The 22668-nt window shown below is 61.4% G+C and carries 19 protein-coding genes; 6 read left to right on the plus strand and 13 right to left on the minus strand.

The annotated features are described in order from the left end of the window. Nucleotides 1-2: 2 nt before the first annotated feature. Nucleotides 3-1460 (plus strand): aldehyde dehydrogenase (NADP(+)), encoded by a 1458-nt coding sequence (locus RUH64_RS01570; protein WP_313810781.1) that lies wholly within the window; start codon nt 3-5, stop codon nt 1458-1460. A gap of 202 nt (nt 1461-1662) precedes the next feature. On the opposite strand, the gene RUH64_RS01575 is transcribed toward RUH64_RS01570, so the two are convergent. The 5 genes from RUH64_RS01575 to RUH64_RS01595 form a co-directional block, all read right to left on the minus strand. Then, complete coding sequence (locus RUH64_RS01575; RefSeq protein WP_313810782.1) at nt 1663-1941, minus strand: hypothetical protein; 279 nt, start codon at nt 1939-1941, stop codon at nt 1663-1665. A 246-nt stretch (nt 1942-2187) separates the two neighbouring features. Continuing rightward, nucleotides 2188-3747 carry a molybdopterin-dependent oxidoreductase gene (locus RUH64_RS01580; protein ID WP_313810783.1) on the minus strand — a complete coding sequence of 520 codons (1560 nt, stop codon included), beginning with the start codon at nt 3745-3747 and terminating at the stop codon, nt 2188-2190. A 134-nt stretch (nt 3748-3881) separates the two neighbouring features. After that, nucleotides 3882-4685, minus strand: coding sequence for an anti-sigma factor (locus tag RUH64_RS01585; protein ID WP_313810784.1), 804 nt, complete (start codon nt 4683-4685; stop codon nt 3882-3884). Next, nucleotides 4685-5263 (minus strand): ECF RNA polymerase sigma factor SigK, encoded by a 579-nt coding sequence (gene sigK, locus RUH64_RS01590; RefSeq protein WP_313810785.1) that lies wholly within the window; start codon nt 5261-5263, stop codon nt 4685-4687. The genes RUH64_RS01585 and sigK overlap by 1 nt, the downstream gene beginning before the upstream one ends. Before the next feature lie 153 nt (nt 5264-5416). Continuing rightward, nucleotides 5417-6106 carry a fasciclin domain-containing protein gene (locus tag RUH64_RS01595; protein ID WP_396275967.1) on the minus strand — a complete coding sequence of 230 codons (690 nt, stop codon included), beginning with the start codon at nt 6104-6106 and terminating at the stop codon, nt 5417-5419. Between RUH64_RS01595 and RUH64_RS01600 the strand changes: the two genes are divergently transcribed. Both RUH64_RS01600 and RUH64_RS01605 read left to right on the plus strand, forming a co-directional pair. Continuing rightward, a complete protein-coding gene (locus RUH64_RS01600; RefSeq protein WP_313810879.1) occupies nt 6006-6221 on the plus strand; it encodes a hypothetical protein in 216 nt (71 codons plus the stop codon). The genes RUH64_RS01595 and RUH64_RS01600 overlap by 101 nt on opposite strands. 196 nt (nt 6222-6417) lie before the next feature. After that, nucleotides 6418-7650: an FAD-dependent oxidoreductase gene (locus tag RUH64_RS01605; RefSeq protein ID WP_313810786.1), complete on the plus strand. Its 1233-nt coding sequence runs from the start codon at nt 6418-6420 to the stop codon at nt 7648-7650. A 71-nt stretch (nt 7651-7721) separates the two neighbouring features. Here the strand turns inward: RUH64_RS01605 and RUH64_RS01610 are convergent, their stop codons facing one another. The 4 genes from RUH64_RS01610 to RUH64_RS01625 are packed head-to-tail and all read right to left on the minus strand — an operon-like array spanning nt 7722 to nt 13178. Continuing rightward, the gene (locus tag RUH64_RS01610; protein ID WP_313810787.1) at nt 7722-8681 is read right to left on the minus strand and encodes an ABC transporter permease; all 960 of its coding nucleotides are present in this window, start codon (nt 8679-8681) and stop codon (nt 7722-7724) included. A 2-nt stretch (nt 8682-8683) separates the two neighbouring features. Then, nucleotides 8684-9619 carry an ABC transporter permease gene (locus RUH64_RS01615; protein ID WP_313810788.1) on the minus strand — a complete coding sequence of 312 codons (936 nt, stop codon included), beginning with the start codon at nt 9617-9619 and terminating at the stop codon, nt 8684-8686. A 2-nt stretch (nt 9620-9621) separates the two neighbouring features. Then, nucleotides 9622-11406, minus strand: coding sequence for an ABC transporter ATP-binding protein (locus RUH64_RS01620; protein ID WP_313810789.1), 1785 nt, complete (start codon nt 11404-11406; stop codon nt 9622-9624). 2 nt (nt 11407-11408) lie between these two features. Beyond that, nucleotides 11409-13178 carry an ABC transporter substrate-binding protein gene (locus tag RUH64_RS01625; protein ID WP_313810790.1) on the minus strand — a complete coding sequence of 590 codons (1770 nt, stop codon included), beginning with the start codon at nt 13176-13178 and terminating at the stop codon, nt 11409-11411. A 244-nt stretch (nt 13179-13422) separates the two neighbouring features. On the opposite strand from RUH64_RS01625, the gene RUH64_RS01630 reads away from it, so the two are divergent. Further along, on the plus strand, nt 13423-15762 hold the full coding sequence (locus RUH64_RS01630; protein ID WP_313810792.1) for a M9 family metallopeptidase: 2340 nt from the start codon (nt 13423-13425) through the stop codon (nt 15760-15762). Nucleotides 15763-16098: 336 nt separating this feature from the next. Further along, entirely contained in the window at nt 16099-16641 is a 543-nt protein-coding gene (locus RUH64_RS01635; protein WP_313810794.1) for a dihydrofolate reductase family protein, read from the plus strand. 204 nt (nt 16642-16845) lie between these two features. Here RUH64_RS01635 and RUH64_RS01640 read toward each other — a convergent pair whose 3' ends face one another. From RUH64_RS01640 to RUH64_RS01655, 4 genes are all read right to left on the minus strand, one after another. Continuing rightward, nucleotides 16846-18144 carry an alpha/beta fold hydrolase gene (locus RUH64_RS01640; RefSeq protein WP_313810796.1) on the minus strand — a complete coding sequence of 433 codons (1299 nt, stop codon included), beginning with the start codon at nt 18142-18144 and terminating at the stop codon, nt 16846-16848. Beyond that, on the minus strand, nt 18141-19358 hold the full coding sequence (locus RUH64_RS01645; RefSeq protein ID WP_313810798.1) for an amidohydrolase family protein: 1218 nt from the start codon (nt 19356-19358) through the stop codon (nt 18141-18143). Before RUH64_RS01645 ends, RUH64_RS01640 begins: the two co-directional genes overlap by 4 nt. Continuing rightward, nucleotides 19355-20806, minus strand: coding sequence for an aminopeptidase P family protein (locus RUH64_RS01650; protein ID WP_313810799.1), 1452 nt, complete (start codon nt 20804-20806; stop codon nt 19355-19357). Before RUH64_RS01650 ends, RUH64_RS01645 begins: the two co-directional genes overlap by 4 nt. 139 nt (nt 20807-20945) lie before the next feature. Beyond that, on the minus strand, nt 20946-21701 hold the full coding sequence (locus RUH64_RS01655; protein ID WP_313810801.1) for a helix-turn-helix transcriptional regulator: 756 nt from the start codon (nt 21699-21701) through the stop codon (nt 20946-20948). A gap of 212 nt (nt 21702-21913) precedes the next feature. Between RUH64_RS01655 and RUH64_RS01660 the strand changes: the two genes are divergently transcribed. After that, on the plus strand, nt 21914-22270 hold the full coding sequence (locus RUH64_RS01660) for a DUF2695 domain-containing protein (RefSeq protein ID WP_313810803.1): 357 nt from the start codon (nt 21914-21916) through the stop codon (nt 22268-22270). Nucleotides 22271-22668: the final 398 nt, after the last annotated feature.

A 22668-nucleotide genomic window follows, 5' to 3' on the forward strand; every position in this document is an offset into this window, starting at 1 on the left:
CCATGCCACAGACCACCATTGAACAGACCTCAGCCGCGCAGCTGGAGCAGATCCTCGACGGCGCCCAGCAGGCCAGCGAGCAGTGGGCGCAGACCCCTGCTGCCGAGCGCGCAAGGATCATCGAGCACGCCGCCGCTGCCCTGGAAGCCGCCTCCGATGCGCTGGTGGCCCTGGCCATCGAGGAAACCAACCTTCCCGAGGCCCGGCTGCGCGGGGAGCTGAAGCGCACCGCATTCCAGCTGGAATTATTCGGCGAAACCATCCGCGACGGTGCCTGCTTCGATGCCCGGGTGGACCACGCGGATGCGCAGTGGCCCATGGGCGCCGCCCGTCCGGATCTGCGAAGGATCCTGATCCCGGTGGGCCCGGTGCTGGTCTTCGCCGCCAGCAATTTCCCCTTCGCCTTCTCGGTCGCGGGCGGCGACACCGCCTCCGCCCTGGCCGCGGGCAACGCCGTCGTGCTCAAGGCGCACTCGGGCCACCCGAAGCTGTCGCAGGCCACCGCCTCCATCTTCGCCGCAGCGCTGGAGGAAGCCGGGGCGCCCGAAGGAATCTTCTCGGTCATCTTCGGCACCGCCTCGGGCGGCGCCGCCATTGAAGATCCGCGGATCAAGGCCGCTGGATTCACCGGGTCGATCCCCGGAGGCCGCGCCCTCTTCGATAAGGCCAACGCCCGCCCGGAGCCGATTCCGTTCTTCGGCGAGCTGGGCAGCAACAACCCGGTCTTCGTCACCAATGCAGCGGCGGCGAATAATGCCGAAAGCATCGTCGACCAGTTCATCGGCTCCTTCACCATGGGCGCCGGCCAGTTCTGTACCAAGCCGGGCACACTGGTGGTTCCCGAGGACTCCAAGTTCACTCAGATTCTCGCCTCCAAGGACCTGCCAGCGGTTCACAAGTTGCTCAACGATCGGATCGAAGCCGGCTACCTGCAGACCTTGGCAGAGCTGAAGAGCCACGACGGCGTTGAGGTTCTGGCCCAGCATCCAGAGGCCGGCAATGACCAGATCCAGCCGACATTGCTGGTCACCACCGGCGAACAGCTGCTGGCCGACCCGCAGGCCCTGCAGGAAGAATGCTTCGGCCCTGCCGCTCTGGTCGTGACCTACAAGGACGAAGCACAGTTATTGGAGATCGCCCGCTCCTTCTCCGGACAGCTCACCGCAACGATCTGCGGCGCAGACGGCGACAACGTGGCGCAGCTGCTGTTCATTCTGCAGAACAAGGCGGGCCGCGTGCTGTGGAACCAGTGGCCCACCGGCGTCTCGGTCACTTATGCCCAGCAGCACGGCGGGCCCTACCCGGCGTCCACCGTCGCCAACTCCACCTCGGTGGGAACCGCTGCAATTACCCGTTTCCTGCGCCCGGTCGCCTATCAAGGCTTCCCACAGAACCTGTTGCCTGCAGCCCTGCAAGATGGCGCCGCAGGTGCTCAGCTGCTGAACGGTCAGCGCCGGTAGCACGCGAATATTTAATTCGCGGATCGAACGGAAAACTTTCGGCATTGTCGTTCCGCGTCGGATTCGTTGAAGCGAAGCAATAAGAGAACAGCTCTCCAGCAGGCGGTGGAGAGCTGTTCTCTTGGTGGGTGGTGGTGCCATCCAAGATGAATCAGCAATAACTTCACTTGGGACGGCCCGGAGTGCGGTCAAGGCGTACCGCTTAGTAAGTCCTGACTGTCACGGAGAATTTCCAAACATTTGGTCCGACGCGATTTCCATTGCGGTCAGTGTCGTAGAAGATAAAGCACTGGCTTGCCCTGGTAAAGGAAGAATTCATGGTGAGGCGTTTGGTGTTGCATGTACTGTACGTCTTGTAATCAGTGGGGTAGAGATAGCTGTAATTGGCCTGAGCAGGTAATGCCACGGCGGTCAGGCCGCCAGCGGTGAGGGCGAAAGCGGCTGCCGAAACGGCAATACGCGTGAGGGATTTCTTGAACATGGTGAGGTGCTCCAGAACATGGTGGTCGAGGTAACAGGATTAGTATAACCATGAGTTGGAATAATTGGGTAGGGGTTTAGGCAGCCAGCGCCGTCGCTGTCATGGCTGGCCGCCAACTCCCGTTGGCTTCGGGCCGCAGAGCCGTCAAAGAGATCAACGAAAGATTGAGATTGTCGGGACGGTGAAAATTATCGGCCTCACAGCCCTGGCGATGGAAGGACGCGGAGCAAGATATGTTTTCCAGAGTTATTCAACGCTGAACTGAAGCCGATGCCATCCGGAGGATCCATTGGGAGCCGGCGCCGCGGGAACGTCGGTTTGGAGCTCGCCTTGGCTATTTGTCGCCCGAACCGTCGCTGTGTGATTGCCCGGGGTCGCGCCGTTCCACTCGTAGCGCCATTGGCGCCAGGTATCGGCCGAGACATCGGTGGACAGGTCGGCCTCCTGCCATGGACCGTCGTCGATGCTGATTTCAACCTTGGAGATCCCGACATGCTGTGACCATGCTGTTCCGCCGAAGACGACGGTACCTGACGGAAGTTTGGCGAAGGAGCGTGGAGTTTCTATGCGCGAGGACATCTTGATCGGCCCCTTTTCCGACCAGCCTCGGGTGGTCCAATACGCGGTCTTGTCTTGGAACCTCGTCACCTCAAGATCGACGACCCATTTGGTGGCCGAGACGTAGCCGTAGAGCCCCGGCACCACCATTCGCACGGGAAACCCATGTTCCAGCGGCAGCGGCTCGTCGTTCATGCCAATAGCCAAGAGTGCTTCACGATCATCGGTGAGCACTTCAAGCGGTGTGGAGGCGCTGAAACCGTCAATGGAAGTTGAGAGCACCATGTCGGCTCCGGGGAGGGGCTTGGCCCGCGCCAGCAATTCTCTGATCGGGTAGCCCAACCACTTGGCGTTGCCTATCAGGTCGCCGCCCACTGGGTTCGAAACGCACGTCAACGTCAGATAGTGCTCCACAAGATCCATGCCCAGCAGCTCATTAAAATTCAGCGAGAACTCTTCTTCGACCATGCCGTGGATTCGAAGCGTCCACTGCTCGGGATCGATGTTCGGAACCGAAAGCGCAGTATCGATGCGGTAAAAGTCATTGTTGGGCGTGATGAATCGTGAGACGCCGGGAACGTTCAGGTCAGCACCGCTGGGCAGCGGAGCAGCCTTCACTTTCGCAGGGGGCAGTCCCAGCGCGGATCGCGCCGTCTCAGCCACCTTGCGGGCTCCGCGAAGTGCTTGTGTGGCTCCAATCGCAAGCAGCCCTATGGCCACAGACCCGGCAGCCCCGAGCATGAATTGTCTGCGGGAAACGGCGCTGTCAGCTGAACGATCCTCCGATGTCGGCGCGTTTCGAGCGGCAAGACCTGTCAGAAACTTGAGAGTGCCGAGCCCCAAAATTGTTCCGATGACCGTTGGGATCAGGTCTTGCGCTGTTGTTGCCGAACGGCTCATAACTGCGGCGCTCAGAATTGCTGCCAACACCAGAACCAGAGCCATGCCAGCTGCCAGACTACGCTTTGCGACTAGACCGACGACGGCTGCAAGAAGTGCAGCGACCAGAGACAATACGACGAACAAAAAGAGTTTGTCATTGGTGCCGAAAAGGCTGATGGCTTGGTCTTTGACCCACGCTGGGGTGAAGTCAATGATCGTCGAGCCCAGAGCGACAAGGGGTGCCGACGCGGTGCCGAAGAACGCAGACACCGCCTGGGCAGTAGAAAAAAGGACGAAGGCGGAACAGATACCCGCGAGCGGGTACATCCATGGGTATAAGGATTTTTTGGTTGTTGCCTGGCCCATGTTGTTCAACCCCCACGGCTGGATGCTGCGTGTTCGGACTTGATTCCTAAACACCGGATGACAGTTGTTCGGAGCCATCTGGCGCTTGGATTGGATCGATCAGCGAGTAGTTATCCTGAGTGGCTCCCAGCGGTCTACAGCGTTTGTATCATGATCGGCTGGGTCGTCGGGGCCTTCGAGCCAGAGGCAGGCTCAACGGTGATGCCGAAATGTGTGGCATCCTGCATTGGATCGGTGACCATCATTGTCCCCGTTGTATCTGAACCATCGATCATGCCTGCAGAGGTTGCTCCCTTTTCGGAGATCAGCCACAGTTCATAGGCTTCACCTTCGGGAAGTTCTGGCATATCGGCGGTCGACACTGCCATGAGCCCCGAATCAGCAGAATACGTGATCCTCACCGTTCCGCCTTCTTCGAGGGTTTGGGATTTGGACTTCATATCAGGAGCACTCATGATCTGCATCATGTCGTCTCGTTCATTGCTCATGGTCTGCATCTGAGCGTCGAGTTCCTTGTGCTGCATGTTGAGATTCCAGGCGACAGCACCCAACGCGCCGGCGGCAAGGAGCAAGACGCCTGCAGCCAGGGCAAAGAACTTCTGTGAATTCCCGCTTGATGCCTTTGATGTTGAGTTGTGTTTTTCTGCGTTGGCTGAGGGCGTAATTGATGTTGCGGCCACAGAGTCAGACCGCTCTGAGGTGACCGCCGGAAGTTGCTCCACGTTCCGAATTGCGTCCATGATGCTTGCCTTGAGCCGTTCAGGGGGCTGCACTGCAGGGGCGGCAAGGCTCAGATGGGCGGCAGTTTCCTGAAGGTCCTCGATTTCCTGACGGGCCGGATCGCTGGTGGAGGCGATACGCAACACCTGCTCACGTTCAGCATCGCTCAGCGCGTTCAGGGCGAAACTGCTCAATAGTTCATGCTCATTTTTATCCATCACGCGACTCCCATCAGATCTCGTAATTTCTTCATCCCGTCACGTATTCGGGTCTTAACGGTTCCCACTGGTAATTCCAGGTGCTCGGCGATTTCGAAATGCGTGAGTCCACTGAAATAGGCAAGGTAAATAGCGTTGCGCTGCGGTTCAGTGAGTTGGCCCATGGCTTTGATCATACGGTGGCTCTCATCCAAGAGAACCACGTGATCTTCCAAACCGTCGTAGCTTTCTTGGAAGTTTTGCACACCGATTTTAAGGTCGCGTTCCCGGCTGGCCTGACTTGAACGAATTCGGTCGACGGCGCGACGGTGCGCAATGGTCAATAGCCAGGTGACAGCCGAAGAACGCTCAGGATCGAAGCGAGCAGCGTACTGCCAGGCCTCGACGAATATTTCCTGGGTGACTTCTTCGCTTTGGGCTTCATCGCGCAGCAGATGTCGGACCAATCCAAAAACCCTGGGGGCAAGACGATCGTATAGCTGCACGAAGGCCTCTGCGTCCGACTGGGCAACCTGAATTAAAAGATCCTCCGCTGTCATGGAACCCGCGGAAGGTTCGCTTGATCGATTCGGAATCATAGGCTCAAGGGTCTCACACTATCTGGGATCACTCGCTGAGTTCAGCGAACTCGGATAATAGTTCTTCTGGCCGAGCAAACAGATGCAGGGCATGAGCAGCCGTTGGCTCCGACAGCTCATGCCCCAGCATCTTTGAGTTCTGCTGCTGTGCGGCTACTTCGGCGGCATTAACACCGCATCTACCAGATACACGGTGGCGTTTGCGGTCTGCACTCCGCCGCAAATGACCTTCGCATCGTTGACCATGAGGTCGTCGCCGCTGCCGCTGATCTTCACCGAGTCGCCCTCCACGGTTTTCAGGTCGCCTTTCAAATCCTCGGGCGAGATCTGACCTGGCACGACATGGTAGGTCAGCACCTTAGTCAGCATGTCGGAATTCTCGGTGACAGACTTCAAATCTTTCTCGGGGACGGCTTTGAATGCATCGTCGACCGGTGCGAAAACGGTGAACTGATCGCCGTTCAACGTGTCGACAAGGTCGACATCCTTATTCAGTTCTCCTGAGACCGCCTTGGTCAAGGTGGTCAGCAGTGGATTATTGGAGGCTGCGACGGCCACCGGGTCCTTGGCCATGCCGGCTACGGAACCGGCGCCTTCGGGAACGGCCTTGGCATAGGCGGCACAACCGTCGCCGACCAGATCGGTAGACGGATCCATTGCCGACTCGGAAGCCATCATCGATCCTTCAGACATTGATGAGCTGCTTGGCGCCATCTCTGACATTGGCGATTCACTGTTTTGCATGGAATCGGTGGAACTGTCCATCGAGCAAGCGCTCAAACCGAAAGCGGCCACCGCTGCAATCGAAAGAAGCCCTACCATTTTGCGTTGCGTGCTTTTCACGTCGATCTCCCTGCCTCGCGACCCTTGGGGTCAGTCGGGTTTCCAAACCGTGAAGCTTGGACTGTCATCAGGTGTTCGGGGCATGAAGCACTTTGGATTGGGATTTGCTGAATAATTTTTGAAACTCCACTGACCCAGGCGTCGGGGGACGTCGTGCATAGTCCACGTGAGATCACTGCCAATGAAGTTCGAGTGATGATTTTTCCTACCTAAATTGCAGCTGGGTTGCTCTGAGAATATGGCTGTCGATCATAGGGTTGAAGCGAAGGGCACTATCGGTGGAGTCATCGAGATACCAAGTGAGGAATGGTATGGCGAATCAAGACCTGATCCTTGAGAAGGACTGCGTGATTGCTGGGGGAGGCCCGGCCGGGATGGTTCTGGGCTACCTTCTTGCCCGTGCCGGGCTGAAGGTCTCCGTGCTGGAGAAACACGAAGATTTCCTCCGCGATTTTCGCGGAGACACCATCCACCCGTCGACCATCGGGCTGCTGCGGGAGCTTGGCGTCGTGGATCGATTCCTTGAACTTCCGCTGTCTCGAGTCACGACAATGGATGCTGTCATCGACGGGAGCAGATTCACCCTGGCTGATTTCTCGAAGCTGAAAAAGCCAGAGAACTTTCTGGTCTTTGCCCCGCAGTGGGACTTCTTGAATTTTCTTGCCGCAGAGGGCGAAAAGCTCGATGGGTTTGATCTGCAAATGAGCACCACGGCTACCGACCTTATCGTTGAGTCGGGGAAAGTCGTCGGTGTTCGAGCATCCAATGCGCGGGGGCTGACGACGCAGATTCGGGCAACGCTTACCGTCGCTGCGGATGGACGAAGCTCCATCCTTCGTGAAAAGGCAGGGCTGACTCCCGTTGATTCGGGCGCTCCGATCGACGTGCTCTGGTTCCATCTGCCCAAGCCGCAGGATCCACCACCTGCCACGCTGGGGTACATCTCCACCAAGGGTATGGTGCTGACCCTTGACCGTGGCGACTATTATCAGGCAGGAATGGTCATACCCAAGGGGCACTTTGAGCTGGTGCAGGCCCAAGGGATCGAATCGTTCCGTGCGGGGATCGCCGCCGCTGTGCCGCACCTGACTGATGTAGTGCACACGCTGCAGAGCTGGGAGCAGATTAAATTACTGTCGGTGCAGATCAACCACCTGGAACACTGGAGCAAACCCGGCTTCATCGCCATCGGCGATGCGGTCCATGCGATGTCACCCATGTTTGGGGTCGGGATCAACTACGCCATTCAAGACGCGGTGGCGTTGAGCAATGTCATCTCCCACGAGCTGGCCCGGGGAAGGGCACCGGGGGAAATCCTTGCACAGCTGCAGCAACGCCGCGAACGACCGGTGAAGAAGATGCAGCGCCTGCAGCAGTTAGGGCATCGGGCGATCGCCCGCGTCACCAGCGCTAAAGGCGAGCGCGTAGCGCCCCGACCGCTCGTTGGTCTTCTGCGGCTGTTCTCCCCGTTGATCCGGCGCTTTATGCCGCGATTCATCGGCTACGGGTTCCTCCCCGAGCACTACCGTCCGGACGCGCACTGATCCAGCAGGCAAATGCGGCGGCGCGGACGGCCCTTGTGGGGCCGCCCGCGCCGCCGCGCCGGTTTGATTGCCTAGGCGGTGCGCACGCGCGCATCCAGCCGGGTGTAGGCGATGTCCACCAGGATGTTGGCCACCGCGACGAACAGCCCGCCGAGCAGCACCACCCCGATGATCACCGGACGGTCCTGGGTCTGGACCGCCTGCACCGCCAGCGCTCCGACACCCGCCAGGCCGAAGACTTGCTCGATGACGATTACGCCGCCGAGCATCACGCCGATGTCGATGCCCAGCTGGGTGACCAGCGGTGTCATGGCGCTGCGGAATGCGTGCTTGTAGATCACCGAATGCTCGCGCACGCCCTTGGCGCGGGCGGTGCGGATGTAGTCCTCGCCGAGCACCTCCAGCATCTGCGCACGGGTCAGCCGTGCGTAGACCGCCGCGGTGACTAGGGCCAGGGTGATCCACGGCAGGATCAGGTGCCAGGCCCACTGGACCGGACTCTGGGCCAGCTCAATGTATCCGCTGGGCGGGAAAAGCAGGAAGCCTGCCTTGGCCGGCAGCGAGTACAGCGTGTAGAGCAGGATCATGCCCAGCACGAAGGTCGGGAAGCTGATGCCCGTCATGGCAAAGCCCTGGCCGAGCCGATCGCGCAGGCTTCCCGGGCGGCGGGCGGAGGCGACGCCCACCGGGATGCCGATCAGCAGCCACAACACCATCGCCCCGGCTACCAAAGACATGGTTACCGGAAGCCTGTCGAAGATCAGCTCGGTGACTGGCTGCTGGGAACGGTAGGAGTAGCCCAGGTCCCCGTGCAGCAGCCGGGAAGCGAAGTCGAGGTACTGCTGGTACAACGGCTGGTTCAAGCCGAGGGTGTCGCGGATCTGCACCAGCAGCTCCTCGGTGGCCTTGTCTCCGGCGATCGCCCGGGCAGGGTCGCCTGGGGCCACGAAGAAGAGCAGGAACACGAACAGGCTGAGCATCAACAGCACCAGCAGCCCAAAGCCGAGGCGCTTGAGAAGGAAGAAGAACATGCTTACTTTGCCTTTCTACGCGTGCGCGGATCCAGTGCGTCGCGCAGCCCGTCGCCCAGGACGTTGAACGCGAGGGTGGTCAGCAGCAGGGCCAGGCCCGGGAAGAGCACCAGCCACCATGCGGTGAGGTAGATCGAATTGCCAGCGGCTTCGGCGAGCATGCCGCCCCAGCTGGCATCCGGCGGGACGACACCCATGCCCAGGAATGACAGGGTCGCCTCGAAAACGATGGAGCTGGGGATCATCAAGGTGGTGTAGATGATGATCGGGGCCGCCAGGTTCGGCAGGACGTCACGGAAGATGATCCCCCAGTGCCCGGCGCCAAGGCTGCGGGCCGCCTCCACGAATTCGCGTTGGCGCAGGGCGATGACCTGTCCGCGGATCACCCGGGCCAGCGAGGTCCAGGAGAAGAAGACGATCACCGCAACGGTCAGCGGTAGGCTCGCGCCCAGCACCGAAACCAGCGCCAGGGCAGCGAGCAGGAAAGGTACCGACATCACAAGGTCGATGCAGCGGCTGAGCACCGTATCCACCTTGCCCCCAAAGTAGCCGGCGATCATGCCCACCATGATGCCGATGGCTGCCGCGGCCATGGATGCCACCACGCCGACGATCAACGAGACTCGCGCGCCATAGGCAAGGCGGACCAGCACGTCGCGGCCCAACTGGTCCGCGCCCAGCCAGAACTCGGCGCTCGGGCCCACCGGGATGCCGGCCGGGGTCAGCCCGGTGTCGCGGAACTGGTCGTTGGGCGGATGTCCGGTGATGCCAGCTAGCACCGGGGCCGCCAGCGCGAACAGCACCAGCAGCGCCAGGAAACAGGCGGCGAGCAGCGAGGCACGGTCCTTAAGCAGGTAGTCGACGGTCATGCGCAGCGAACTGCGCTGCTTCACCGTCGGGGCGTCGGCCGCGGCGGTGCTCAGTGTTTGAGCGCTCATGATCAGCTCCTTGCGCTGGCGGCCAGCAGGGTCTTGGTAAAATCGGTCTGCGGGTTCTCGTAGAGTTCCTGCGCCGTGGCAAGCTCGATGATCCGGCCGCGGTCCATCACCGCCACCCGGTCTGAAATATGCCGCACCACCGACAGGTCATGGGAGATGAAGATGTAGCTCAGACCCAGTTCGCGTTGCAGATCTGAGATCAGGTTCAGGATCTGCGCCTGCACCGACACGTCCAGCGCGGAGACCGGCTCGTCGAAGAGCACCACCTTGGGCTTCAGGGCCAGCGCCCGGGCGATCCCAATGCGCTGGCGCTGCCCGCCGGAGAATTCAGAGGGGAAGCGGTTGTAGTGCTCCGGGTTCAGGCCCACCAGGTCCATCAACTCGCAGACCCGCGACTTGAGCTGCTCGCCGCGCAGGTCCGTGTGGATCATGAACGGGTCGGCGATGATCGAGCCTACGCGGCGCTTGGGATTCAGCGATCCGAAGGGGTCCTGGAAGACCATCTGCACCAGGTGGCGGGCCTGCCGCCAGGATTCGGAGTTCGGTTTCCCGAGCTCTTCCCCCTCGATCAACACGTCCCCGCTCTGCGGCTGCAGCAGGCCCGCGATCACACGGACCAGGGTGGATTTGCCGCAGCCGGATTCTCCCACCAGCCCCAGGGTTTCTCCCGGGAATAGCTGCAGGTCGACGCCCTTGAGCACCTGTACCTGGCGTTTGTGCGGCCAGGAACCTGCGGTGAAGGAGAGCTCGATGCCCTTCGCGTCGATGATCGGCGCGGCGCCCGCTGCCTTGGCCTCGGTGCGTGCGAGCACAGGTTCCGGCTGGGCTAGCTCGGTGTCGGGGTAGAAGCAGGCGGCGAGCCTGCCCTCACGGTGTTCGGCCAGCGGCGGCAGCTGGGTGTGGCACTGCTCGGTGGCAAGTTCACAGCGCGGTGCAAAGGCGCAGCCCGTGGGCGGGATCAACAGGCTGGGTAGCGAACCCTCGATCGGCCGCAACCGGTGTTCGGTATTCTGCTCCGAGGGCGTGGCAGCCAGCAGCCTGGCGGTGTACGGGTGTGAGGGGTTGGTGAACACCTCGTTGGCTGCCCCACGCTCCATACAGGTACCCGCATAGAGCACCATCATCTGGTTCGCCACCTTTGAGACCACCGAGAGGTCGTGGGAGATCATGATGACGGTGGTGTTCAGTTCCCGCTGCATGGAGCTAAGCAGGTCCAGGATCTGCGCCTGCACCGTGGAGTCAAGCGCGGTGGTCGGCTCGTCGGCAATGACCAGCTCGGGTTCAAGCAGCAGCGCCATGGCGATCATGATGCGCTGGCGCATGCCGCCGGAGAACTGATGCGGGTAGCTTTCAGCCCGGCGTTCTGCGTCCTTGATGCCCACCTTGCGCATCATGGCGATGGCGCGGGAGCGGGCCTCGGATTTGGACACCTTGCGGTGGGTGGTGATGGCCTCCATGAGCTGGCTTCCCACGGTGTACTGCGGATGCAGGGAGGAGAGCGGGTCCTGGAAAATCATGCTGATCTTCGCCCCGCGCAGCCTGCGCAGCTCTTCGGCGGGCAGCCCGATCAGGTTCCGCCCGTTGAACAGCGCCTGGCCGGTGAGCTTGGCACCGGGGACCAGCCCCATGATCGCCTGCACCAGCACTGATTTGCCGGAGCCGGATTCACCGACGATCCCAAAGAAGTCGCCTGCTTCAACCGTGAAGCTGACATCGCGCACCACATGCAGGGTGCCGTCGGCGGTGGGGAAGGAAACGCTGAGGTTTTTGACTTCAAGCAGCGCCATGACTAGTCCTGCAGCCAAACGTTGGTCCAGTCGCCCTGGGTGGCCATGGCGTAGGGCTGGAAGTTCTGCACGCGCTTGGAGTGGTAGAGGCGGGAGGTGGGGGCTGCCACCGGCACGACGATGGAGTCGCCCATGACAGTCTCATCTACCTGCTCCCACAGCTTCTGGGCCTTCGCCTGATCCGATTCCTGAACCGCCTGGGCTGCCAGCTTGTCGGCTTCCTTGTTGTCGTAATCGGTCAGGTTGAAGGTGTTCTCGGTGCCGTTGTAGGTGTATAGCGGCTGGAACACCGAGCGGGCTGCTCCGCCCTGCCAGTCCGGGCTCCACCCCATCGGCGCGATATCCCACTTGCCGGCCTTGGTGCTCTCGTGGTTGGTCAGGTACTTGGTGTAGTAGTCGGTGGGGCTGACGGGGATCAGCTCGATCTTGATGCTAGCCTTTTCAAAGCCTGCCTGCAGGGTCTGGGCAATCTGAGGTTCGATGTCCTTGTTGCGGTATGGCATCTTCAGGGTGATGCCCTGAGGGTAGCCGGCCTCAGCCAGCAGCTGCTTTGCCTTTTCAGGATCGCCCTTGTGGTCAGGGGTTGGATACAGGTCGAAGTCGTGGAAGCCGAGCACGCCGGGGCCGAAGATACCGTTCTGGACCTTGGCTACCGAGTCTCCGCCCAGCGTCTGAACTACCGAAGCCTTGTCAGTGGCGTACTGGATGGCCTCGCGGACCTTTTTATCCGCTAGGGCGCCGCCGTTGCTCGGGGAATCTTCGTTGATCCACAGGAAGGGGTTGACCGCGCCGGAATTCATGGTGGAGAAGTTCGGGTCCTTGGTGGCTGCCATCTGCGCTGCTACCGACGGCGCCAGGCCGGTGTCGAATGACATGTCGAGGGTGCCTGCCTGCATCTGCTGGGTGACTGCATCGGCGCTCAGTCCCATGGTCATCTCGATGGAGTCGACGTAGGCATGGCGCAGGGTGTCGGTTTCAGGCTTCCATGCGTCGTTGCGCACCAGCTTCAGCGACTTGTCGGCGGTGTATTCGCCCACGGTGTAGGGGCCCGAGGAGATGAAATTCTTGCGGTACTCGGGGGAGTCTGGCAGGTAGTCTAGGACTTCTTCCGGAGCTGGGCTGGCAGTGGCAAGGGTCAGCATGTAGAGGAAGTCGCCGGCAGGGACGTTGAGGTTGAACTCGACGGTGCGCTCGTCTACCGCGCGCACGCCGGGAAGCTTGGCGGAGTTGATGTACTCGGCCATCGGCTTGGGCAGCGGCTTGACCTTGGCGAAGCCCGCGCAGTACTCGTCCATGCCAGTCAGCAGCGACTGGAAGTAGCCCAGCAGCGGGCTGGAGCGGTAGGGGTTGCACAGGCGCTTGAAGCCGCGCACCACGTCGTCGGCGACGATCTGGCGTGGGCCATCTGGGGTGTCCCAGTTGGCTCCTTCCTTGATCGTGAAGGTGTAGGTCTTGCCGTCGTTGGTGGCTTCCGGCACTTCTTCGGCAAGGTCTGCCTTGACTTGGATGCGGGTGTTCTCATCGGTGGAGGACTCGTAGTTCAGCAGCTGGCGGTTGGTGGCGCGCACAAAGTTCTGGGTCGGCACGTAGGTGATCAGCGCCGGGTCAAGATGGTCGTTGTCGCCGTTGCTGCCGACCTTCAGGGTGCCGCCGACCTGGGCTTCGCCGGTGGGCTGGGAGCTATTGCCCGATTCGATGGCGCAGCCCGAAAGCAGCAGGGCGGAAGCTGCGAACAGCGAGAGCGGTGCCAGTAGGCGTTTTTGCGGTGTCATTGGGTCCTCCGTGGTATGTGGGTTGGGTCACAAAAGGGTGGTCGAAATCAAGGTTAGTGCCATTGCACTGTTACTGGGAGGTGTTGGCGAAAGATTGCGCGGCGTAAACCCGACGTCGCTGACGGGGTCTCGTCAATTGCTCAAAAACCATTGCAGGGGCCAGTTGCCGTGCCCTAGCGTTCAACGTCATGGGGCCGTGATGCACGTCGCATTTACGGAAGTGAATCTATGAAAGAGGAACTCAATGCAGGGTTTGTCATCATCCGCACCGGCGCGGCGCATCGCCGCAGCGGTGTCAATTGCCGTTCTGGGGCTGTCGCTCACCAGCGGCATCGCACCGGCGCTGGCCGAAAAGCCGACTGCCGACCAAGGCTCCGAAAAGGCGCAGTCCATTGAGGCCCCGAGCTTCATCCAGGGCGAGTACTCGCCGGAACTTGACCCGGTGCTCTCGGACAAGGACGCGCCGCGTCCTCTGGTGGACATGAAGCTGGTTGAGAAGAGCCAGAAGGACAAGCAGAAGCTGGAAAAGAAGCAGCTGAAGTCCAAGAAGAGCAGCTCCGGCCCCGAGGCATCCCTGGGCGCCGCCGGGGCCTGCGACTCGGGTGCCATCGCGAACCAGAGCGGTTCGGGCCTGGTTCAGGCCGTCAAGGAGGCGGACTTCAACTGCGTGAACTCGCTGTTCAACGCCACGGGAGCCACCGCCAAGGACCTGTTCAACCAGGCGGACATGCTCACCGTCGCCCAGGCGTTCATGGACGACGCGGCGAACTACGACGGCAGCAACTCGGCCTCCACCCTGCAGCTGGTGCTCTACCTGCGCGCAGGCTACTTCGTGCAGTTCTACCAGTCGGACACCGTGGGCGGCTACGGTCCGGAGCTCAAGGCCCTGGTGGGTGACGCCCTGGAGAAATTCTTCGCCAACCCCAAATCCAAGGCCCTGAATGAGGACAGCGCCCAGGTGCTCGGCGAGGCCGTCACACTGATCGACTCATCTGAAAACAACGCCCGCTTCCTCAGCGTCCTGGTGGACCTGCTCCAGGGCTTCAACGCCGAGCGCGAGGCCAGCTGGAACTTCCGCAACGCCACCAACAACGTCTTCACCGTGCTCTTCCGCGGCCACCAGTTCGACGGCTTCTCCGAGGCGGTAGCCGCCAACCCGCAGGTCCTTGACACCCTGCACAAGTTCGCGGTGGACCACCTCGATCTGATGGGCACCGAAAGCGACTTCCTGGTCGCCAACTCGGGCCGCGAACTCGCCCGCTTCCTGGGAGATGAGCAGCTGAAGCCAACGGTCAAGCCAAAGGTCATCGACCTGCTCTCCCGCACCTCGATGACCGGAGACACCGCCAAGCTCTGGGTGGGTCTGGCGGACATGGTGAACTACTACGACGAGGGCAACTGTTCGGACTACGGCACCTGCGACCTGTCGGACAAGCTGCGCACCGCGGTGCTCAGCCAGAACCGCGAATGCAGCCCGAGTATCAACTTCAACACCCAGTCGGTGAGCACCGACGAGTTTGGCGAGTCATGCACCTCGCTCAAGGCACAGGACGAGTACTTCTACAAGGCCGCCGGCACCAAGACCCCGGTGGCCGATGACGTGAACACGACAATCGATGTGAACGTCTTCTCCTCCAGCAGCGACTACCAGACCTACGCTGGCGCCATCTTCGGCATCGACACCAATAACGGCGGCATGTATCTGGAAGGCGACCCCAGCAAGGCGGGAAATGAACCAGCCTTCATCGCCTACGAGGCCGAGTGGCTCAAGCCCACCTTCCACATCTGGAACCTGAACCACGAATACACCCACTACCTCGACGGCCGCTTCGACATGTACGGAGACTTCGGCGCGGGGCTGACAGTGCCCACCATCTGGTGGGTTGAAGGTTTCGCCGAGTACGTGAACTACGGCTACCGGGGCGAGGACTACACCGCGGCGAACCAGCTGGCTGCACAGAAGACCTACAAGCTCAGCGAAATTTTCGACAACACCTATGAGAACAGCGGCCAGGACCGCATCTACCGCTGGGGCTACCTCGCGGTGAACTTCATGCTGAACAAGCACCCGCAGCAAATGCAGACCATCCTGAGCTACTACCGCACAGGCAAGTGGCAGGAATCCCGCAACTACCTGAAGAACTCGATCGGCACGAACTACGACGCCGAGTTCTCCAACTTCCTCGACACCTGCGCGGCCGGCAACTGCAAGCCGCCGGTGCCTACCGATCCGGTCGACCCCACCGATCCCGAAACCTGCCCGGAGACCACCGGCCAGGCGCTGACCTCCGGCTGCACCGCGAAGAACCTTTCGGGCACCAAGGAGAACCTGAACTACTTCTACATCTACGTTCCCGAGGGCACCGCGGAACTGCAGATCAACACGAGCGGCGGCACCGGCAACGCCGACCTGTTCTACAGCCCCAGCAACTGGGCAGGACCGAACAACCACAACTACCGCTCCACCGAGTCCGGAAACAACGAGTCGATCACCGTCCCGAACCCTCCGGGCGGCTACAACTACATCTCCCTGAGCACCAACGACGTCTACTCGGGGGTGAGCCTGAAGGCAACCACCCGCTAGCTAGCTGACTAATGCCCCGCTCCTCAAGCGAATACATCGCTTGAGGAGCGGGGCCTTTGCTTTCTCAAGGGAGGGGCGAACGATCGGCAATGCCGAGAACTCTCATCTGCTAGATACAGACAAATGTCGAGTACCACTGCCGAGAAGCAAAGAGCTGCCTCGTTCAGCAACCGGCTGGTGGAGGGTCGTTCGGCATTCCTTCTCTGACAGGTCGACATGTCATTTATTTTCTCCAGACCGAATCCCTGTGAAAGTCCTGACACTTATCGAGGCCAGTTGGCCTGGCGGATAGGGTCACCCTATCGATGCCTCTTCTCCTGACGAATGGAATGAATTATGGCTACGGTGATTGTGCATGCCACCATCACTCTGGATGGCTATATGGCTGATCCCGACGGTGGTGTGGATTGGATGTTCGGACGTCCTGCCGCACCCGAAGACGACTTAGTCGTTGCCTCTGTTATGAGTAAGATCGGCTCCATTGTTGGCGGTGCAAACAAAACGCAGACGGTTGAGGACGGCGAGGTCCCTTATGGCGGCATGCTTCAGGTGCCGATATATCTGATGACGCATACAGCCACGGCGCCGGTGGAGCGCGACGGCATCACGTACACATTTGTCGTTGATGACATCGCAGGGGCTGTTGAGTCAGCCAAGCAGGACGCAGGCGACGGTTTTGTCAGTTTGTTGGGCGGGAAAATTTCGCGGCAGTGTCTTTTGCTTGGACTGGTCGACGAGCTTCACCTTGATATTGTCCCCGTGTTGCTTGGCAATGGCATTTCACTTTTTTCAGGTTTGGGTCAACGTATCGAACTTGAACGAATGAAAACTTCGGCTTTCGCGAGCGAGACCCACCTCATCTATCGCGTCCTTCGCTGATTTTTGTCCTTTACATTCCACAGTTACGCCCGTGTCCCGCGTCCGGTCGCTATGAAGCATGATGTGTGGAAACTTGCAGGCTTCAATCGTTTGCGGCTCATGGCCCCTAGCCGAGGTCCGGCCGAAACTCGACCGCCGCAACGCAGACGGCGGCCCGACCAGTTTGGTCGAGCCGCCGTTCATCGGGGCCGCAAAGATCACGCCTCAGGCCTGCAGCGGACCGCCAACGGCATCCAGGTTCTTCAGCAGGCGACGCAGAACAGATGGATCGTTGATTCCGTCGTGTTCATGCTCGTTGGTCACCCAGGCATGTAGGTTTCCCACCTTTGTTGCGGTGTCCAGGGACAGCCCGGCATCCACATACATGTCGTCGTGGTAGACGGCGGCGGCGATCGGCACCTGATTGGCGGCCAGCTGTTCGCGGTCGTAGATCTTCCGGTGGGTGCGGCGTGCGGCCAACTGTTCCACCGCTGGCAGGAAGGGCCTCAGGAGCTTGGTTTCCTCGAAGGTCCAGCGGAACATCATCTCCCCGGTGAACAGCAGCGGCTGCTCCTCCAGGGAGAACTCCGGATGCAACTCCAGCTCCGCCTGGGCCGCGAAACGGCTTGCACCGTTGGCCCCGTCGCCGTAGATGTCTTCCTGAAGCACCGCGAACAGCGGGTTGGAAGCGAAGCTGGTGCGGTTCTGCACTTCCTGCAGCAGGGCATTGCTGATGACGGTGCCGTCCCCTGTAAGTTCAAGCAGCCAGTGCAGGCGCTCGAAGCCAGGCCCCATGCCGAAATCGATGCCCAGCGACTGCAGCCGGCGCACCGTGAAGCGGTCGCCGTCGGGCAGGAAGTATTCGCCTTCGGACAGGGTGCGGACAAGGTTCGCTACACGTTGGCGGTCGGAGGGATAGAGCCGGTAGAACTTCTCGTTCTTGGCCCGCACCCGGTGGATGGTGCGCGCATACACCGAGGCGGCGCAGGGGTTCAGGCTGGGCAGCCCGCCGGTGATCAGGCAGCCGGCCAGCGCCTGAGGGAAGAAGCTGAGGTAGGTCAGCGTCAAGAACCCGCCGTAGCTCTGGCCTAGGGTGACCCATGGCTTGGAATCGTAGCCGTGGATGCGGATGGCCTCCGCATCGCGGATGATCGAATCGGCGCGGAAATTCTCAAGGAAGGCCGCGCCCGCTTCACCGGAGTCGAAGCCCTCGATGACCTGTGTGGTCACCGGGGTGGAGGCGCCGGTGCCGCGCTGGTCCATGAGGATCACGCGGTAGCGTTCGAGCGCTACCGACAGCCAGCCCGTGTCCCCGAGGGGGCGCGGCCCGGCCCCTCCGGGACCGCCCTGCAGGTAGATCATCAGCGGCAGTTCTTCGTGTTGGCGGTGGGCGGCGACCACCTCGCGATAGAACACGGTGATGTGCTCTCCGGTGGGGGTGTCCCAGTTCAACGGCACCTGTAGCGAGTAGTCGCGAAAATGCCTGCCTGCCACCGTATAGCTGTCGTTCAGGGTGGGGTTCATTTCACCCCTGCCAGCAGGTTCAGCGCATCGATGCTCGCGGCGCCCGCCTGGATGACCGTGCGGTGCTGGTTCTCGGAGACCAGATAGTCAAGGTTCTCGCGCGGATCCCCGTCGAGGACCAGCAGGTCGGCCAGCTTGCCGGCGGTCAGCTGGCCGATCGAGTCGTTGCCGATCAGCTGAGCATTGACCCAGGTGGCCGAGTGCAGGGTGTCTGCCACCGAGGAGGCGGCCGCCTGCAGGGCCAGTCCATGCAGCTGCTCGTCGCCCAGCTCGCCCATCAGGTCGCTGCCGAAGCCCACCTTGACCCCGGCCGCAAGCGCGTGGCGCACAGCCTCCTGCCCGCGCTCGAGCACGATCCGGTTCTTCTGCTGCGAGACCTCGGCCAGGCCGAGTTCGTCGCCGCGCGAATCCATGGCCGCATAGGCGGCAAGGGTGGGGACCAGGAAGGCGTCATGATCGGCCATGAGCTTGGCGGTGTCTGCGTCGAGCAGGTTGCCGTGCTCGATGCTGCGCACCCCGTTTTGAACCGAGTGGCGGATGGCAGGCACCGAGTAGGCGTGCGCGCAGACATAGGAGCCGCGGCGGGCGGCCTCGGAGGTGAAGGTGCGGATCTCCTCGGGGGAGTACTGAGGGATTTCCAACGGGTCGGTCAGCGAGATGACCCCGCCGCTGGTCATGATCTTGATGGCGTGCGCCCCTGTGCGGAAGGCATCGCGCACCGCAACGCGCAGGGCGTCACAGCCGTCGACGATCCGGCACATGTGCCCGTGGGTGAAACAGGAGTCAAGGTGCGCCTCGCGCGGGTCGCCGTGGCCGCCGGTCTGGCTGAAAGCTGGCCCGGTGAAGTAGTAGCGCGGGGAGGCGAAGAGCTTTTCATCGATGGCCCGGGCAAGACCCAGGTCTCCGCCGGCCACGTCGCGCACGGTGGTGAAGCCGCGGCGCAGCGCATCGGCCAGCCGGTGTGAACCTGCCAGTGCAGAGTAGGACAGCGGACCCAGCTCGTTGTCCATCCCCTGCAGCGCCACGGCGTAGGCGTGGAAGTGGGCGTCGATCAGTCCGGGCATGACGCAGCGTCCGGCGGCTTCGATGACGGTGCCCTCGGACTGGTCGCCGACTGCGGTGATCACGCCGTCGGTGACGGTGATATTGGTTGGGGCGTCGAGGAATTCCTGGCCGTCGAAGACCAGCGCGTTGGCCAGCGTATAGGTGCTCATGCGTTGGCTCCGACCATTGCCTGGTTCATCCAGTTCTGCAGGCCGGTGGCATCCAGCGGCAGTTCTTCCGAGAGGTTCTCGTAGCCGTCGGCGGTGATCAGCAGGTCGTCCTCGATGCGCACGCCCAGGCCGCGCAGCTCCGGCGGGACCAGCTGGTCGTGGGCGTGGAAGTAGAGGCCCGGCTCTACGGTGAGCACCATGTTCTCCTCCAGCGCCGCGCCCTGGTAGTCCTCGTAGTGGGAGTGCGAGCAGTCGTGCACATCCAGGCCCAGGTGGTGGCCCACCCCGCAGACCAGCCAGCGGCGGTGCTGCTGTCCGGCGGGGGAGAGCGCCTCATCAACTGAGACCGGCAGCAGGTCCCAGTCATGCAGACCCTGGGCGATGACCTCCATGCAGGCGAAGTGGAAGTCGCTGAAGGAGTTGCCGGGGGTCAGGGTGGCGAGGCCCGCGCGGTGCGATTTTTCCACCAGGTCGTGCACCAGGCGCTGGGACTCGGAGAAGGAGCCCGCCACCGGGAAGGTGCGGGTGACATCCGCGGTGTAGCAGGAACGTTCCTCAACGCCCATGTCCAAGAGCAGCAGCTGGTCTTCGCGCACCGGTCCGTCGCAGCGGGTCCAGTGCAGGGTCGGTGCGTGGATGCCTGCGCCGATGATCGTCGCATAGCCCGGGCCGTTGCCGTAGGTGCGGGCCACGCGGTCGAAGGTGCCCTGCAGCCAGCGCTCGCCGCCTTCTGCGATGGACTGCGGGATGGCCGCCAGCACCTGGCGGAACCCCTCCACGGTGTGGTCCACCGAGGCGCGCAGCTGGCCGATCTCCCAGGCGTCCTTGACCATGCGCAGCTGCGAGAGCACACGGCGCAGGGCAGGAGAATCAGCGGCGTTCAACTTGGCCAGCGCGGAGGCCGGGGCGGCGCCGCCGGCGGCGAATCTGCCTGCGCGCACCGCCGAGTCGAGTTCGGTGATCGAGCGGACAGGGATGCCCAGCGCCGCGCTCCACTGGGCGGTGTTGTGGCTTGGGCCTACCCATAGTTCGCCGTGGATGGCGTTGGAGAAGAAGTCTGCGGTGCCCGGGGTGAAGGGCACCGGCATGAACAGCTCGAAATCGTGGCCGTCGCTGGTCGGATGGCCCAGCAGCACCGCGTCCTCGATCTGTGCGTTGATTAGGTAGACGAAGTCGGAGTGCGCACGGAACTCGTAGTAGCAGTCATTGGAGCGCACCGGTGCGGAACCCGCGAAGACCATGATGCCCTGTCCGGCGAAGGCTGCAGAGAGTCTTTCGCGGTGGGCGGCCGCCGCTGCCGCTGCATCCTTGGCTACCGGTGCCGGCAGATCTGGCGAAGCCCATCCGGTGGCCATGAAGTCTACAAACGGCTGGCTGTTTGCCAGGCGGGGGATGGCGTTCTCCCCAGTGACCGGTGCCGGCATGGACTTGGGCAGTTCTGCACTCATGTTGCTGGTGCTCCTTTGACACGTATGAACTTGCTGGATGCAGGTTCAAATAAGGAACCTGCACCCCAAGCTTTTCATGTCCGGCGCCGCCTCGGAGTACAAAAGTGCTGTCGTAAAACCGACACGTCGTGAACTGCGCTTAGTTTTCCACGATCAGGTGCTGTGCGCTGATTGCTCCGAGCTGGAAGCGGCTTGCAGCTCCGAAGTTGCGCTGCAGATTCTGGATCTTGCGCTGCACTGTACGCACGCTCACGCCCAGGGCGCGGGCCACCGATTCGTCCTTCTGCCCGGCGGCGAGCAGCCTGAGGATCTGCACTTCGTCGTCTTCAAGCAGGGTGCCGGATTCAAACTTGCGGTTGCTCACCTGCAGTGCGTTGTCCCAGACCTTGGCGAAGGCATCGTTGATAAACGGTGCAAGCACCGGTGAGGTCATCTGCACCGCCAGATGTTCGGCACCGGAGTGCGGAGTGGAATGGATGATGAACTCTTCACGGTCGCGGATCAAGATGCGCGTGGTGACGTTGGTGGAGACCCGTGCCTGCTCTCCCTGGCGGACCGCCTCAAGCATGGCCCGGGTGAATTCCTCGTGTTCGAAAACCAGCGGGTCGTACACTACCCGGAATCGAACGCCGCGCTTGAGCGCTGCGGGTTGGGAGCGGGACTGGGCTTCCGAATTGTTGGAGTGCGCTCCGCAGTCCAACGCATCAATCGAATACACGGCCCGGTCCTGCATATCGTTGAAGGTGTCGATCAGGTCCCGGCGGGTGTGGATCAACCGCAGTGACAGCCCTTCGATCTCTTTGGCAGGGGTGGCGCCGTTGCCCGGTCGGTGGCGTAGATCATCGGCCAGCGAGGCGAGCTGCTGCGAGATTAAAAGCAGGGAGTCGGCATCCATGTAGCGCAGGGACCTTCTGATAGGGAGGGTGATCGTAATTGAATGATGACACAGAAACTTCAGGCGGACTCATCAGGGAATCAGGCTGTTTTACGACAGCGATGTCGTAAACGCGACGCTCGAGTTTTCCCCAACTGGCGCACCGATTCGGTGGACTGCCCGATGGCGGACAGAAGGTGGACTTCAACCGAAGCACTCTCAAGGAGAAGACGATGGTCGAACTGCCGGATCCTGTGGATCATGAATGCCTGCCCTGCTACCTGTATCGGGTGGGCAGCAACAACCCCTGCTACGGGGACTTGCGGGCCCTGAAGAATTATCGAGACCTGAGCGCGCCGCGGGCGACGGCGCTGGAAAAGAAGATCATGCTGCTCGGCGGCTGGTGTGATTGCGAGGTGCTGGCCAATGCATTCCGGCCGATCACCAGGGAAGCCGCCTTTGCGGTAGACCTCGAGAAAGAATTGGTCTGTAAAGGAACACGCCGCGGCAGCATTCAACCCTGTGAACAGTGGGTGATGCGCCGCGGCGTGCAATGGGGAGGAGGAAGGTTCAGCTCCCGTAGTGCCTAGAAAATAGCATTCGAATGAGAACCAGAAGCATGTATATTCGTGATACTCCCCAGCGAGTTTAATGTTGTGGAGTAATCGAATGACTCCTCGTCCGACTTTCGAGAGTGTCGCGTAAATGACAGGTACGACGATCTTCTTCGAAGCGAGTTGCGAGATACAGCCGCGAGAACCGTGATCGCTTGAACTTTCAAGGTTCCTATGCCGGTATGAAGGGTGACTAGTGAGGCGACTCGCAACGTATGGATTGTGAGCCTAGTGGCGTCTTAATAGAAGATGTTTCATTAATTGAGATGATTTGTTCATGAATGCGAATGTTCCGTACCTGCGGGCAATTAGAAGCAGCGACCTCAATTTGGATTCGTGGGCGGCACGTGCACGTCGGTTTGAATCGTCCCGGG

The organism is Glutamicibacter sp., from assembly GCF_032154645.1.
Classification (GTDB): domain Bacteria; phylum Actinomycetota; class Actinomycetes; order Actinomycetales; family Micrococcaceae; genus Glutamicibacter.